Origin of the sequence: Kitasatospora sp. NPDC059577, assembly GCF_042735475.1 — a bacterium.
Classification (GTDB): Bacteria; Actinomycetota; Actinomycetes; order Streptomycetales; family Streptomycetaceae; genus Kitasatospora.
This window is the reverse complement of the sequence record NZ_JBHWBZ010000093.1, coordinates 9,369-24,044: the sequence shown is the minus strand read 5'-3', so window position 1 is coordinate 24,044 and position 14,676 is coordinate 9,369. Positions and strand designations below refer to the sequence as shown.

General features: G+C 71.4%; 6 protein-coding genes and 2 pseudogenes. 5 read left to right on the top strand and 3 right to left on the bottom strand.

Annotated features, from left to right (window positions below; translation table 11 throughout):
- The 3 genes from ACFV0O_RS39365 to ACFV0O_RS39355 form a co-directional block, all read left to right on the top strand.
- On the top strand, positions 1–2,006 hold a 2,006-nt coding region (locus ACFV0O_RS39365; RefSeq protein WP_380349259.1), incomplete at its 5' end, for an alpha/beta fold hydrolase.
- A gap of 44 nt (positions 2,007–2,050) precedes the next feature.
- Positions 2,051–3,082, top strand: a complete 1,032-nt coding sequence (locus ACFV0O_RS39360; protein WP_380349257.1) for a ketoacyl-ACP synthase III family protein — start codon at positions 2,051–2,053, stop codon at positions 3,080–3,082.
- Positions 3,083–3,099: 17 nt separating this feature from the next.
- Positions 3,100–9,759 carry an SDR family NAD(P)-dependent oxidoreductase gene (locus ACFV0O_RS39355; RefSeq protein ID WP_380349255.1) on the top strand — a complete coding sequence of 2,220 codons (6,660 nt, stop codon included), beginning with the start codon at positions 3,100–3,102 and terminating at the stop codon, positions 9,757–9,759.
- A 72-nt stretch (positions 9,760–9,831) separates the two neighbouring features.
- Here the strand turns inward: ACFV0O_RS39355 and ACFV0O_RS39350 are convergent, their stop codons facing one another.
- Entirely contained in the window at positions 9,832–11,058 is a 1,227-nt protein-coding gene (locus tag ACFV0O_RS39350) for a cytochrome P450 (protein WP_380349253.1), read from the bottom strand.
- A 107-nt stretch (positions 11,059–11,165) separates the two neighbouring features.
- Positions 11,166–11,843 carry a LuxR C-terminal-related transcriptional regulator gene (locus ACFV0O_RS39345; RefSeq protein WP_380349251.1) on the bottom strand — a complete coding sequence of 226 codons (678 nt, stop codon included), beginning with the start codon at positions 11,841–11,843 and terminating at the stop codon, positions 11,166–11,168.
- 425 nt (positions 11,844–12,268) lie between these two features.
- Here ACFV0O_RS39345 and ACFV0O_RS39340 point away from each other — a divergent pair, with 425 nt between their 5' ends.
- Positions 12,269–13,399, top strand: a complete 1,131-nt coding sequence (locus ACFV0O_RS39340; RefSeq protein WP_380349249.1) for an acyl-CoA dehydrogenase family protein — start codon at positions 12,269–12,271, stop codon at positions 13,397–13,399.
- Between the two features lie 202 nt (positions 13,400–13,601).
- Here ACFV0O_RS39340 and ACFV0O_RS39335 read toward each other — a convergent pair.
- Positions 13,602–13,939, bottom strand: a pseudogene (locus ACFV0O_RS39335) (flavodoxin family protein); the annotation flags it as partial.
- 3 nt (positions 13,940–13,942) lie between these two features.
- On the opposite strand from ACFV0O_RS39335, the pseudogene ACFV0O_RS39330 reads away from it, so the two are divergent.
- Positions 13,943–14,386 (top strand): annotated as a pseudogene (locus ACFV0O_RS39330) (ATP-binding cassette domain-containing protein); the annotation flags it as partial.
- Positions 14,387–14,676: the final 290 nt, after the last annotated feature.

The following is a 14,676-nucleotide window of genomic DNA, read 5'->3' as shown; positions in this document are numbered from 1 at the left end:
TCTGGACCCTCTTCCACTCCTACGCCTTCGACTTCTCCGTCTGGGAAATCTGGGGCGCACTCCTCACCGGCGGCCGACTCGTCATCGTCCCCCACACCACCACCCGCACCCCCACCGACCTCCTCCACCTCCTCACCGACCAAAAGGTCACCATCCTCAACCAAACCCCCTCCGCCTTCTACCAACTCACCCAAGCCACCACCGAAAACCCCGACACCACCCACCAACTCTCCCTACGCCACGTCATCTTCGGCGGCGAAGCCCTCGACCCCACCCGCCTCACCGACTGGTACCGACACCACCCCGACCACACCCCCCGACTCACCAACATGTACGGCATCACCGAAACCACCGTCCACGTCACCCACACCCCCCTCACCACCACCCACACCCACACCCCCACCAGCACCATCGGCCACCCCATCCCCGACCTCCACCTCCACATCCTCGACACCGGCCTACGCCCGCTGCCCACCGGCGCCACCGGCGAACTCCACGTCTCCGGCCCAGGCCTCGCCCGCGGCTACCTCAACCGCCCCGCCCTCACCGCCGAACGCTTCATCGCCAACCCCTACGGCCCACCCGGCACCCGCATGTACCGCACCGGCGACCTCGTCCGCCAACACCCCGACGGCACCCTCGAATACCTCGGCCGCACCGACCACCAAGTCAAAATCCGCGGCTTCCGCATCGAACTCGGCGAAATCGAGGCAGCCCTCGCCCGACACCCCCACATCGCCCAGGCCACCACCACCGTCCGCACCGACCAACCCGGCGAAAAACGCCTCATCGGCTACGTCGTCCCCACCACCGGAACCACAATCGACCCGAGCACACTGCGTCGCGACCTCGCCGGCTCGCTGCCCGACTACATGCTCCCCGCCGCGATCGTCGTACTCGACCGGCTCCCGCTCACCATCAACGGGAAACTGGACCACAAGGCCCTGCCCGCACCCGACTTCACCACCATCACCACCGACCGCGTGCCCCGCACCCCACGCGAGGAAATCCTCTGCCGCCTCTTCGCCGACGTCCTCGGCCTGCCCCGGGTCGGCATCGACGACAACTTCTTCGAACTCGGCGGACACTCCCTGCTCGCAACCCGCCTGATCAGCCGCATCCAGTCGACCTTCGGCGTCCGGCACACCATCCGGACGGTCTTCGAGGCACCGACCGTCGCCGCCCTGGCGGAGCGGTTGAACTCCGACGACGTGGGCGAGGCGCTCGGAACGCTGCTGCCCCTGCGACCGCAGGGCAGCCGGCCGCCGCTCTTCTGCGTGCACCCGGCCGGTGGGCTGAGCTGGTGCTATTCGGGCCTGATGAGCGGTCTCACGCCCGACTATCCGATCTACGGGATCCAGGCCCGCGGCATGTCCGCCGAGGAGCCTCGCCCGACCACCCTGGAGGAGATGGCGGCGGACTACGTGCGCACCCTGCGGGGTGTGCAGCCGGAGGGCCCGTACCACCTGCTCGGCTGGTCGTACGGCGGCGTGGTCGCGTACGCCATGGCGGCGCAGCTGCGCCGGCAGGGGCAGGAGGTGCGGCTGCTGGCGATGCTGGACTCGTACCCCGAGACGCAGTTCGGCGAGAAGATCCCGGGCGACCGGGAGGCGCTGAAGCTGCTGCTCGACTACGTCGGTCTGGACATCGACGAGGAGACCCGCGACAGCGTCGACCTGACCAAGCTCCTGGAGCTGATCCGCGCGGAGAACAGCGTCCTCGCCAATCTCGACGTGTCCCAGGTACTGGCCCTCGTCGACATCGTCATCAACAACATCCACCTCATGGACGCGTACCAGCCGGAGGCCTACGACGGCGACGTCCTCTTCTTCACCGCCACCGAGGGCAAGGTCGAGAACTGGATGAGCTGCGACGCCTGGGCGGAGTACGTGAACGGGCAGGTCGAGAACCATCTGATCGCCTGTGAGCACACGAAGATGACCGATCCCGAGCCGCTGCGGAAGATCGGCGACACCATCACCCGCTACCTGTCGGAACGAGCCTGACGGCTGCCCTCGAAGAGGACACCACCAAGACCAAGGAGACCTTGATGAGGCTGGAGAACCTCTACCTCAGCGGACTGGGCACCTACCTGCCGGATTGGATGAGCAGCCGCCGGGCCATCGAGTCGGGGCTGTACGACGAGATCCTGATGCTCGATTCGGGTGTCACCGGGACACTCGTGGCCGGGGACACGCCGCCGGTGGAGATGGCCGTCTCGGCCGGCCGGGAGGCGCTCAAGCGGGCCGGGCTGGAGGCGGCCGCGGTGGATCTGCTGATCCACTCCTGCGTGTTCCCGCAGGGCCCGGAGATGTGGTACCCGGGCGGTTACATCGTGCGGGAACTCGGTGCCGGGAACATCCCGGTGTTCGAGGTCAGGCAGGGCTGCAACGGCATGCTGGCCGCGCTGGAGCTCGCGGCAGGGCAGCTGAGCGTGGACCGGTCGCGGACCACCGCGCTGCTGACCACCTCGGACAACTTCAAGTCGCCGAAGGCCGACCGCTGGCGCGGCTACGGGCCGGGCACGGTGATCGGTGACGCGGCCAGCGCGATGGTGCTGGACACCGCCGACGGGTTCGCCCGGGTGCGTTCGGTGAACCACCTGGTGATCCCGGAGCTGGAGGGCCTGCACCGCGGCGGGGTGCCGCTGTTCGACGGGCACGGCAGGGAGCACATCGACATGGTCGAGCGGGCCCGGCACTTCAGCCGGGAGTACCGGCCGCTCACCGAGGTCAACGAGATGATCGCCAAGAAGCAGGCCGACGTGGCCCGGCGCTCCCTGGAGGAGGCCGGGATCGACGTCGGGGACGTCGCCAAGGCGATCTACGTGAACCAGGGCCAGTACCTGGTCTCACAGTTCTTCCTCGACCCGCTCGGACTGCCGGAGTCCGTATCGACCTGGGACTTCGGCCGGACCGTCGGCCATCTCGCGGCGAGCGACCACGTCGTCGCACTCGACCACCTCATGACCACCGGGCAGCTCGCGCCCGGAGACCACGTCCTGCTCGCGGGTGCCGCGCCGGGGTTCGTGGTCAGCAGCGCCGTGCTGACCATCGGCGCCACCGCTTCATGGGCAATCTGACGAGAACAGGAGTGACAATGGCCAGTCGGAAGCACAGCGGGGACCAGCAGGACGGGAACCAGCAGCGCGAGGACCAGCAGGGCGAGGGGCCGCAGGCCGCCGGTCCCGCCATCGCGATCGTGGGCATGGCGTGCAGGTTTCCTCAGGCGAACGGCCTGGAGGAGTACTGGTCGCGCCTGAGCGAGGGACGCGACTGCATCACGGAGGTGCCACCCAGCCGGTTCGACATCGACGCGTACTACGACCCCCGACCGGGCACGCCCGGGCGGATCATCAGCCGGCACGGCGGGTTCCTGGACTCCGTCGAGGAGTTCGACGCCGACTTCTTCGGCATCGCCCCGCGCGAGGCCCAGCACATGGACCCCCAGCAGCGGCTGCTGCTGGAAACGGCGGCCGCCGCCCTCGAGGACGCCGGCCTCACCCGCGAGCGACTGGCCGCCGGGAAGGCCGGGGTCTTCATCGGCTCGATGGGGCGCAACTACTGGGACACCATGAGCCGGCAGGGCGTCCTGGACATCTACGCCAACGCCGGGACGGCGCCGAGCGTGCTGTCCGGCAGGCTGTCGTACGCCTTCGACCTGCGCGGCCCCAGCTTCACGGTGGACACCGCGTGCTCGTCGTCCCTCACCGCGGTGCACCTGGCCTGCCGAAGCCTGCGCAACGGCGAGTCCTCGCTCGCGCTGGTCGGCGGGGTGAACCTGGTCCTGGTGCCGGAGGAGAGCATCACATTCTCCAACGGCAAGATGCTGGCGCCCGACGGCCGCTGCAAGTTCGCCTCCGTCCACGCGAACGGCTTCGTGCGCAGTGAGGGCGTCGGCGTGGTCGCCCTCAAGCTGCTGGACGACGCGATCGACGACGGCGACTCGATCCGGGCCGTGATCCTGGGCTCGGCCGCCGTCAACGACGGGCAGAGCAGTGGGGCGATGATGGCGCCCGCGGACGAGGGGCAGCAGCAGGCGCTGCGGGCGGCGTACGCGGACGCGGGCGTGGACCCGGCGCAGGTCGACTACGTGGAGGCGCACGGCACCGGCACCGGCGCCGGGGACCCGGTGGAGCTGCGGGCGCTGGCGGCCGTGCTCGGCGAGGGCCGCCCCGCAGACCGGCCGCTGGTGGTCGGTTCGGTGAAGACGAACATCGGTCACACCGAGGGCGCCGCGGGCATCGCGGGACTGATCAAGGCCGTGCTGGCGGTCGAGCGGGGGGTGATCCCGCCCAGCCTGCACAGCGCCGAGCTGACCTCGGCGGTGGATTGGTCTCGGGCGCCGCTGCGGGTGCCCCAGGAGGCGCAGGACTGGCCGCAGTCCGAGCGGCCCGCCCTGGCCGGAGTCAGCTCGTTCGGGATCTCCGGTACGAACGTGCACGTGGTGCTCGGCGCGTACCGTCCGGTTCCGGCCGAGCGGCCCGAGCCCGAGGAGGGCCGCGCCCGGCTGCTGGCGCTGTCCTCGCACCAGCCCGAGACGCTGCGCTCGGTTGCGGAGGCCTACCGCCGCTACCTGGAGCCGGGCGGTGCGGGCAGTGAACTCCCTTTCGACGACGTCTGCTTCAGCGCCGCGACCCGCCGGGAGCACCGGGAGAGCCGGCTCACCCTGGTCGGCTCCGACCACAAGGACCTGGCCGGCAAGCTCGGGGCCTTCCTCGCGGACGAACCGAGCGCCGGCCTGCGGTCCGCGGACGACGTGTACGCCGAGCGCGCCCAGGTGGTGTTCGTGTTCCCCGGCCAGGGGTCGCAGTGGGTCGGGATGGGGCGCGAACTGCTGCGCACCGAGCCCGAGTTCCGCCGTGCACTGGAGGAGTGCGACGCCGCGATCCAGGCCGAGGCCGGCTGGTCGGTGATCGAGCGGCTCACCGAGGGCACGGACGCGCTGGAGGGCGTGGACGTCATCCAGCCGACGTTGTGGGCGATCGAGGTGGCGCTGGCCGCAGTGTGGCGTTCTTGGGGGGTCGAGCCCGACTTCGTGGTCGGACACAGCATGGGCGAGGCGGCGGCCGCCTGTGTGGCGGGGTCCTTGAGCGTGGCGGACGCGGCGGCCGTGATCTGCCGGCGCAGCGCCCTGGCCAAGAAGGTCTCCGGCAAGGGCGTGATGGCCTCCGTCGAGCTGAGCGCGGCCGAGGCCGAGCAGCTGCTGGAGCCGTACGCCGGGGTGATCTCGGTGGCGGCGGTCAACGGCCCGCTGTCGACCGTGCTCTCCGGCGACGGCGACGCGATGCGCAAGGTGTTCGAGACGCTGCAGAAGCGCGGAGTGTTCTGCCGGCTGGTGCAGGTGGACTTCGCCTCGCACGGCCCGCAGGTGGAGAAGCTGCGGGCTCCGCTGCTCAAGGGGCTGCGTTCGCTCAGGCCGCGGGCCGGCACGGTGCCGATGTACTCCACGGTCGACGAGCGGCCGCTGGACGGCAGCACGCTCGACGCCGCCTACTGGGCCCGCAACCTGCGCGAGCCGGTCCGGTTCGGGCCGGTGGTCCAGCGGCTGCTGGAGCAGGGGCCGACGGTGGTGATCGAGATCAGCCCGCACCCGATCCTCACGCCCGCCGTGCGCGAGTACATCGACGCGGCGAAGAGCGACAGCCTGGCCGTCGGCTCCACCCGGCGCAACGAGCCGGAGCTGGCCTGCCTGCTGGACGGGCTCGCCGCAGTGCACCTGAGCGGCCACCCGGTGGACCTCGGCCGGCTGTTCCCGGCGGAGTCGGCGTACGTCCGGCTGCCCGGCCCGGCGTGGCAGCGGCAGCGGTACTGGTTCCCGGAGAACCCGGAAGCCCTCCGGCCCACCGATCGGCCCGCCGTGCGGGGCTCGGCCGGCCGGGCGACGGCAGCAGCCCCGGTGCCGGCCGGTACCGGGCACCCGCTGCTGGGCGCCCCGGTGCCGGGCGCCGGGCACGTGTGGGAGGGGCCGCTGGACCTCGACGCCAACCCCTACATCCGGGACCACCAGGTCCAGGGGGTGGTGATCGTCCCGGGCACCGCCTACGTGGAGCTGGTGTCGGCGGCCGCCGCCTCGGTCTTCGGATCGGCGCCCGCGATCCGGGACATCACCTACCACGAGGGCATCTTCGTCTCCGCCGACGAACCGGCGCCGACCGTCCGGGTGACGCTGGAGCAGGGCGCCGACGGATCCTGGTCCTTCCTGGTCGGCAGCCGCTACCACGACCAGACGGAGCACTCCCGCAACGTCACGGGCCGCCTGGACCCGTCCGAGCCGATCGGCTCACCCACGGCGGGCGCGGGTGAGCCGCGCGAGGCGGTGCAGCAGCGCTGCCAGGAGCTGGCCGGCGAGGAGTTCTACCGCCGGTTCGCGGCCAAGGGCAACCAGTGGCTGGGTGCCTTCCAGGGGGTCGACCGGCTGTGGCGCCGGGACGGCGAGGCGTTGGCCCGGATCCAGGCCCCCGAGTCGATCCGCGACGCCGACCCCCGTCACCTCTTCCACCCCGCTCTGCTGGACGCCTGCGGTCACACCCTGGCGGCCGCCACCGAGGGCTTCCGGACCGCCAGCGAGCACGACGCCTTCGTCCTGGGCAGCATCGAGCGGGTGCGGCTGTACCGGCGCCCGCAGGGTGCGGTCTGGAGCCACGCGGTGCGCACCGCCGTCCGCCCGGACGCCATCGTCGGCACCGTGCAGGTGTGGGACGACGACGGTGTGCTGCTCGCCGAACTCGAAGGCGTGTCGCTGCGTTTCCTGGTGCCACGGCCGACGCAGCGCGACGGCAGCGGGTGGCTGCACGAACTCGTGTGGCGGCCCACCGCCCCGGCCACCGCGGCCGGGCCGCGCGACGGCTACTGGCTGGTGTTCGCCGATCGCGGCGACACTGCTGACACGCTGGTGGACCAGCTGGGCGGCCGCGCGGTGGTGGTGACCGCGGGTGAGCGCTACCGCAGCACGGCCGCCGACCGGTACGAGATCGCGCCGGGCGCGGCCGACGAGTACCGCCGGCTGCTCACCGCGGTCCGCCAGGAGGCCGGCGACCGGCCCTGCGCGGGCATCGTGCACCTGTGGGCGCGGGACGCCGCGGACCCGAGGACCGACCGGGACACGGCGGCTGCGGCGGTCGCCTCGGCCGAGCGGCTCGGCCTGCACAGCGTGCTGCACCTCTTCCAGGCCCTGGATGCGGTGGGGTGGCCCGCCGGGCGGCTCTGGCTGGTGACCGACGGCGCGCAGCACCTGCCGGACGGGCACGGACCGGTCTCCGTCGGCCAGTCGATGCTCTGGGGGCTGGGGCGCTCCCTCATCCAGGAGTACCGCCAGTGGCGGTGCGCCTTGGTCGACCTGCCCGGCGGGTCGGGTAGCCGCTGCGTCGATCTGCTCGCGGCCGAACTGCTCGCCGCGGACGGACCGGAGAACCAGATCGCCTTCCGCGACGGTCGGCGGTACGTGGCGCGGCTGGTTCCGCACACCCTCCCGGGCACGGCGCCGGCCGACCCCGGAACGGCGGACGTGCCGGCCCGTTACGAGGTCCGCAACCGGACCAACGGGCTGCTCGACACACTCGGACCGATACCGGTGGAGCACCGCGACCCCGGCCCCGGCGAGGTCGGGATCCGGGTGACCCGGACGGCGCTGAACTACCGGGACGTCCTGACCGTGATGGGCGCCTACCCGGGCCTAGGCGAGGGTGCGAAGCTCGGCTGGGAGTGCGCGGGCGTGGTCACGGCGCTCGGTGAGGGCGTGGCCGGACTGCAGCCGGGTGACGAGGTGATCGCCCTGTCCGAGGGGGCATTGGCCAGCCATGTGGTCACCAGCGCCCACCTCGTCGCCCGCGTGCCGGCCCGGCTGACCGTCGAGGAGGCACTGACGCTGCCGGCCGCGTACCTCACGGCCTACTACGGCCTGTGCGAGCTGGCGAGGCTGGCTCCCGGGGAGCGGGTGCTGATCCATTCGGCCACGGGTGGCGTGGGCCTGGCGGCGATCCAGATCGCCCGCTGGCGCGGGGCGGAGATCTACGCGACGGCGGGCAGCCCGCAGAAGCGCGCACTCTTGAAGGCCATGGGGGTCAAGCACGTCGCCGACTCCCGTTCGGGGGACTTCGCCGAGTCCGTCCTGGCGGCGACCCGCGGCGAGGGTGTCCACGTGGTGCTCAACTCGCTCTCCGGGGAGGCGATCCCACAGAACCTGTCGCTGATCGCGCCGTACGGCCGCTACGTGGAGCTGAGCAAGAAGGACCTGTTGGAGAACAGTCCGATCGGTCTGCTGCCGTTCTCCAGGAACCTGGCCTTCTACGCGATGGACCTCGTCGACATGCTGCGGACCCGCCCGCAGCAGGTGGGTACACTCCTGGAGCGGGTGCTGGAACTGGTCGACGGCCGGGCGATCGAGCCGCTGCCGTACGAGAGTTACGACATCGGTGAGGTCGAGGAAGCCTTCCGGCAGATGGCCCGGGCCCGGCACATCGGCAAGGTCCTGGTGCGGTTCGAGGAGCCGGAGGCGCCGGAGACGGCGGCCCGAACCGCCGCCGCGCCGGTGACCGAGGCGCAGTCATGGACGGCGTCGGAGGGCTCCTACCTGGTCACCGGCGGTCTCGGCGGGATCGGCCTCAAGCTGGCCGGCTGGCTGGTCGAGCGGGGGGCCGCGGACGTCGTGCTGCTCGGCCGCAGCCCGCTCGGTGACCGGGCGTCGGAGCTACGCGGTCTGGAGCTCTCCGGTGCCCGCGTGACGTACCACGTGGTCGACGTGGCCGACGAGGACGCGCTGCGCGCGCTGCTCCGGGACCACGCGGCCGCTGGCCGCCCGCCGGTGCGGGGAGTGCTGCACGCGGCCGGGGTCATCGAGCTGGTCTCGGCGGCCGAGACGACCCCCGAGCAGGTCACCGCAATGGTCCGGCCGAAGGCCGCCGGGGCCTGGGCGCTGCACCGGGTGCTGGAACGGCAGCCGTTGGACTTCTTCGTGCTGTTCTCCTCGGCGTCGGCGATCCTCGGGTCGCCCATGCTGGGGGCCTACGCCGCCGCCAACGCCTCGCTGGACGCGCTGGCCCACCACCGCCGGGACCAGGGGCTGCCCGCGCTCTCGGTCAACTGGGGCTTCTGGTCGACGGTCGGCATGGTCGCCCGGTACGCCGACGAGCACGGCCGGGACCTGGCCCCGCAAGGCGTGGACAGCTTCACCCCGGAGGAGGGGATCACCCTGCTCCAGCGGCTGCTGGACGGACCGGCCGGGCAGCTCACGGTGCTCGACGCGGACTGGAGCCGGTGGAGCGCGGCCTACCCGGATGCCGCCCGGGACCCGCTGCTGCGTGAGGTGGTCGGCGGCCAGGAGCCGTCGGTGCCGGCCGAGGAGTCGACTTCTCAGGCGGTACGGACGGTCCCGGCGGCTCCGGCCCGGCCCGTACCCGCCCCGGTGGTTCCGGTCCGGCCCGCGCCGGTCGCCCCGGCCACGGTCGCTCCGGTCGTGCCGGTCACCCCGGTCACACCGGTCACACCGGTCACACCGGCCACGCCCCAGGCCGGCGACCCGGGCACGGTGCACGAGTTCCTCGCCGCACAGCTGGCCAAGGTCCTGGCCCTGCCGCCGCAGCGCCTGAGCGACCGCAAGCCGCTGAACCGGATGGGGCTCGACTCCCTCATGGCGACCGAGGTGCGCAGCCGGGTGCAGCGGGAGTACGGGGTGATGGTGCCCATGGCGCGCATGCTCGGCGGGCAGAGCCTGGCCGACCTGGCCGAGTTCGTCGCCGACGAGCTGGACCAGCGCGGCTGAGGTGGAACGACTTCGGGCCCGGACGCATCGTCGTCCGGGCCCGAAGGGGCCGCTGTGCACGAGTGTGTGACGTCAGGGCGTGACGGCGACCGGCAGCTTCTCCAGGCCGTGCACCGTCAGACCGGGGCGGGGGACCGGATCTCCCGCCAGTTCGATCCGCGAGTAGGTCGCGAGCAGCGTGGTGAACAGGATGTCGGCTTCGAGCCGGGCGAGTTGGGCGCCGAGACAGAAGTGGATGCCGGAGGAGAACGCCAGGTGCGGACCGTCGTCGCGGGTGATGTCGAACCGGTCAGGGTCGGTGAACTTGGCCGGGTCCCGGTTGGCGGCGCCGAGCATGGTGACGACCAGTTGCCCCGGCTCGACCTCCAGACCGGCCAGGGTGGTCGGCTCCAGCACGTTGCGGCCGTTTATCTGGATGGGCGAGTCGTAGCGGAGCATCTCCTCGACGGCCGAGGGCAGCAGCTCCGGACGCTGTCGCAGCAGGGCGAACTGGTCGGGCGCCTCCAGCAGTGCACGCAGGCCGTTGCCCAACAGGTTCACCGTGGTCTCGTAGCCGGCGCCGAACAGCACGATGGCCGTGGCGATGGTGTCCGCGTCATCGAGGGCGTCGTCCTCGGCGTCGCCCCCGGGGCCCGCAGCGAGTCGGCTGAGCAGGTCGTCGGCGGGGCTCCGGCGCTTTTCGGCCAGCAGTCCGGAGAAGTACTCCGCCAACGTGGTCTGCGCACTGTTCGCCCGGGTGAACGCCTCGCCGGCGACGAAGGGTTCGAGCACCCCGGTGATGTCGTGCACCAGCGGGGTGATGCCGATCCGGTCGGCGTGCGGCACCCCGAGCAGGTCCGAGATCACGTTGACCGGCAGCGGCAGGGCCACGGCCGAGATGAAGTCCTCGTTGTCGCGCAGCCCGGCCACCAGGGCGTTCGCCTGGGCGGTGACGGAGCCCCTCAGCTGTTCGGTGTGGCGGGTGGTGAACGCGGAACTGACCAGCCGGCGCAGGCGGGTGTGCTCGGGCGGGTTACTGAACAGCATGCTGCGGCCCACCGAGTCCCCCGTCCCGTGGCCGGTCGACTGCGTCACTCGCCCGGACTTCCCGAGGCTCCGGTGCCGCAGGGCGGCGTCGCAGTCCTCGTAGCGGGTGAGGACCAGCGCGTCCGTCGACGTGCGCAGGACCGGCGCGATCTCGCGCAGCCTTCGGTAACCGTCGTACGGGTCTCGTCCGGCCGGATCGCTGACGATCGAAATGTAGAGGTCTTCGGCCTCCCAGTTGATGTCGCCGGCAAGCGTGTTCGCGGGAGTGTCCACTGTGACTCCTGGTTCCTTTGGTCCTGTCCTGAATCCGGGCCGGGAATGTCCTTTCACCCGACTCCTCCGCGGGCACACCCGGGGATGCCCGCCGGGATTGCCGGTCCTCAGCCGGCGCGGCCGCAGACGAGGCCGGCCTCGTAGGCGTAGATGACGGCCTGCACACGGCCCCGGAGTTCGAGCTTGGTGAGGATTCCCTGGACATGGGACTTCACCGTGGATTCGGTGACCTTGAGGCCGGAGGCGATCTCCGGGTTCGAGAATCCCTGGACCATGAGCTCGAACACCCGCCGCTCACGCTTGGTCAGGGCCTGCACCCGGTCCTTGGCCTCCCGACCAGCGCCGTTCAGGTTCACCGACACTCTCGCCAGGCTGCTCGCCAGGTCGTCCCTGATGGGCCGGTACCCGGCGGCGGTCAACCGGACGGCGGCGATCAGCTCGGCCTTGTTCATCCGCCGGTCGATCAGTGTGCACCGGTCGAAGCGCAACAGGTCCATGTTCCGGTCGTCCAGCGTAGGAACCAGGACTATGAGATGGACCGGCCGGGCGTCGTTGGACTGCGTCGTGAGATTCTCCGCGAGTTCCATGGTCTGGTACGAAAGCGTCCGCTCGCTGCACAGGATGACGTCCGGCCGTAACGCCGAAACCGCCCGTTGCGCCTCCGCCGAAGATGACACGTCCCCGACAATCAACACGCCGGGATCACCGCCGAGGACGGCACCCAACCCGGCACGCTCCAAGCCGTCCTCGCACACCAAGAGCACACCGATCTTCCCCCGTTCCATTATTCTCCTTTTTTAGTCAGTCGCTTTTCGGAGCCCATATCGCCGATATCGAGTGGTTCCGATGATCGAACCGACAGTAGCCTGCACCGCATACCGATTGAACGAACACCCAGAAGAACAGTTGTCCGAAAATCGCTTCCATGGGTCACCCTCGACGCCAGCCGTTGGCATGCCCGCCGCCCGGAAGCTGATCTTCCGCATGGATCCGCAGCTCAGCCATGCCGTTCAAGCCGACCGGAAACCTGTGAGAAGCATCACCACGGCCCGGTCGATACCGAAACGAAAGGAGAATTCAATAGCCTCGACGCCCTGTCCGATATCCGCTACCCCCTGTCTTCGGACGCTCCGCGGCTATAGGCTAATTAACCGTGCCACACCCGCGATGGGGCATTCCAACCCAAACGACGAGCAAAGGCGAGGAATCCATGGATCGGCCCACCACCCCCACCGACGCACCGGGCCCCCTGGAGCTCTCCGAGGCCCTCACGGCACTCCGGGCGGAGGCCGGCGACGACAGCACCGGGCGGCCGAGCGAGGTCGTCCTGGCGGCGCTCCGCACCACCGGCGTCCTCCGCCTGCCGATCCCCGCCGAGTACGGCGGCCTCGACGCCGACTGGCACGAGGCCAACGCGGTGATCACCGCGTTGGCCCGGGCCGACGCCTCGGTCGCGATCATCGTGTTCCTGCACTACGCGGCCGTCAGCCGGATCATCGCCTACGGTTCCGACGAGCAGCGCAAGCGGCTCCTGAGCGCGGTCGCCCACGACGGCCGGATCTTCGCCTCCTCGTGGAGCGAGCCGGGCACCGACGCCGCCAAGCAGAAGGTCTCCACCACCGCGACCCGGTGCTCGACCGGGGCCTGGGAACTCGACGGGGCCAAGACCTTCACCACCGGCGCGGGTGTCGCCGACTTCTACCTGGTCCTGGCCCGGACCGGCGACGAACAGGAGGCGCCACAGGGCAGTTACGGCCGGTCCGACCAGGGCGTCTTCGTGGTCGACAGCACTCGGCCGGGCTTCGTGTTCGACGGCGTGCTGGATCTGTCCGGGATGCGTCGCTCCGCGACCGGGCTGATCCGGCTCAGCCGTTACCGGGCCGAGGAGGCGGACGTACTGACCCGCTCCCACCGGACCCCCGAGGCCATCGGCCACCCGCACACCCTGGGCCTGACCCTCGGCGCCGTCGCGCTGGGCATCGCCCAAGAGGCCCACGACACGGCGGTCGGGACCGCGCACGGACGCGCACTCCCGGACAACCCGCTGTCCCGGCACCACATCTTCGAACTGGGCGCGCAGCTCGCAGCGGTCCGGGGCGTGGTGGAGGCCGCGACCTCGGCTCCGGGAGACCGCACCGGGAGCGCGCTCACCGCCAAGGTCTTCGGATCGGAGACTGCCGAAGCACTCTGCCGCACGGCCCAGGGCCTGGCCGGCAGCGCCGCCTTCTCCCGCAGCCACCCCCTGAACCGGCTGGCCCAGGACGCACGCGCCATCACGCTGATGGGCCCACCCAACTACCTCTGCCGCGAGCTGGTCGTCACCCGCATGGCGAACCGCTGACGGGCCGTCCGTCTTCGAACCCCCTCCTGCGGGCCGACGCTCCGCATGGACTCCCTCCTCCTACCGAAGCATGGCGCGGCGCCCGTCGTCGGCTCGCTTGCCGTCTTCGGCCGGTAGCGTCGCCGGTCATGGGTCTCGAACCACGGCCAGGGCCTTGTCGATCGCGCAGAGCAGTGCGACGCCGACGAAGAAGCCGGAGCCGGCAGGCGTAGAGGCGCTCGATGACCTTCTTCATGATGGAGGAGTTGTCGCCCAACCAGATCGGGCCGACGACGATCAGGACGTCCGCGGCCATCACTTGGCGGTACAGGGCCGGCCATTCGTCGGTTTCCCAGCCGTGTGCGGTCATGTCCGGCCAGACACCGGTGGCGATGTCGTGGTCGACGGCGCGGATCACGTCGACGGCGACTCCCTGGCGCTCCAGGATGCCGCGGCTGACATCGATCAGGCCCTGATGTGGCTGCGCTCGAGCGAGCGCTTGAGCGTACAGTTGAAGATCAGTGCGCGCAGGTCGGCGTAGGAGGTCGCGGTCCCCCTCACTTGAGCAGGTGTCGACGCCGGGGTGCCGGGGCTCGGGCCGTCGAAGTGCTCGACCCCGTCGGCATCGCCGACGCGGCGCGGCGCTCGCGGTCGCGTCCGCACGAGTTCAGCGGCGGCATGCGCCAGCGGGTGCTGATCGCGATGGCCCTGGCCTGCGAGCCGCGGCTGCTGGTCGCCGACGAGCCGACGACCGCGCTGGACGTCGCCGTCCAGGCCCAGATCCTCGACCTGCTGCACGAGTTGCGCGCCGAGACCGGGGCCGGGCTGGTCCTGGTCACCCACGACCTGGGCGTGGTCGCCGGGAGCGTCGACCGGGTCGCGGTGATGCGGGCCGGACGGATCGTGGAGCTGGGCGACGCCGACTCGGTGTACGACTCCCCTCGGCACGCCTACACCAAGGGCCTGCTGGCCGCCGTACCGGTGCTGGATCCCGTCGAGGCGACCGCCCGGCGCCACGCCCGGCTGGCGTCCGCCGGGGCCTGACCGGCGTGCCGCCGGAGAGGGCTCAGGCGTGCCGGCGGCAGCCGGCGATCACCGCCTCGCGGCCGGGAGGTGAACTCGCGCCCGAGCCGGCGCATCACGGAGTTGCCGGTTGGCCGGTCGAGGCCGGTCGAGGCCGCCGCGGCTGCCCGGGTGGGGGGGGGGCGGGAGCCCGCACCCCCCCCCCGGGGGGCGCCACCCCCGGAGGCGGGGGACGCCGCCGCCCCACCCCGGGGGCCGGGGGGGGGGGGGTGGTT

What these genes read in the sequence shown, in the direction of transcription:
- ACFV0O_RS39360 (WP_380349257.1), top strand. Translation starts at nt 2,051, where the DNA reads ATGAGGCTGGAGAACCTCTACCTCAGCGGACTGGGCACCTACCTGCCG.
- ACFV0O_RS39355 (WP_380349255.1), top strand. Translation starts at nt 3,100, where the DNA reads ATGGCCAGTCGGAAGCACAGCGGGGACCAGCAGGACGGGAACCAGCAG.
- ACFV0O_RS39345 (WP_380349251.1), bottom strand. Translation starts at nt 11,843, where the DNA reads ATGGAACGGGGGAAGATCGGTGTGCTCTTGGTGTGCGAGGACGGCTTG.
- ACFV0O_RS39340 (WP_380349249.1), top strand. Translation starts at nt 12,269, where the DNA reads ATGGATCGGCCCACCACCCCCACCGACGCACCGGGCCCCCTGGAGCTC.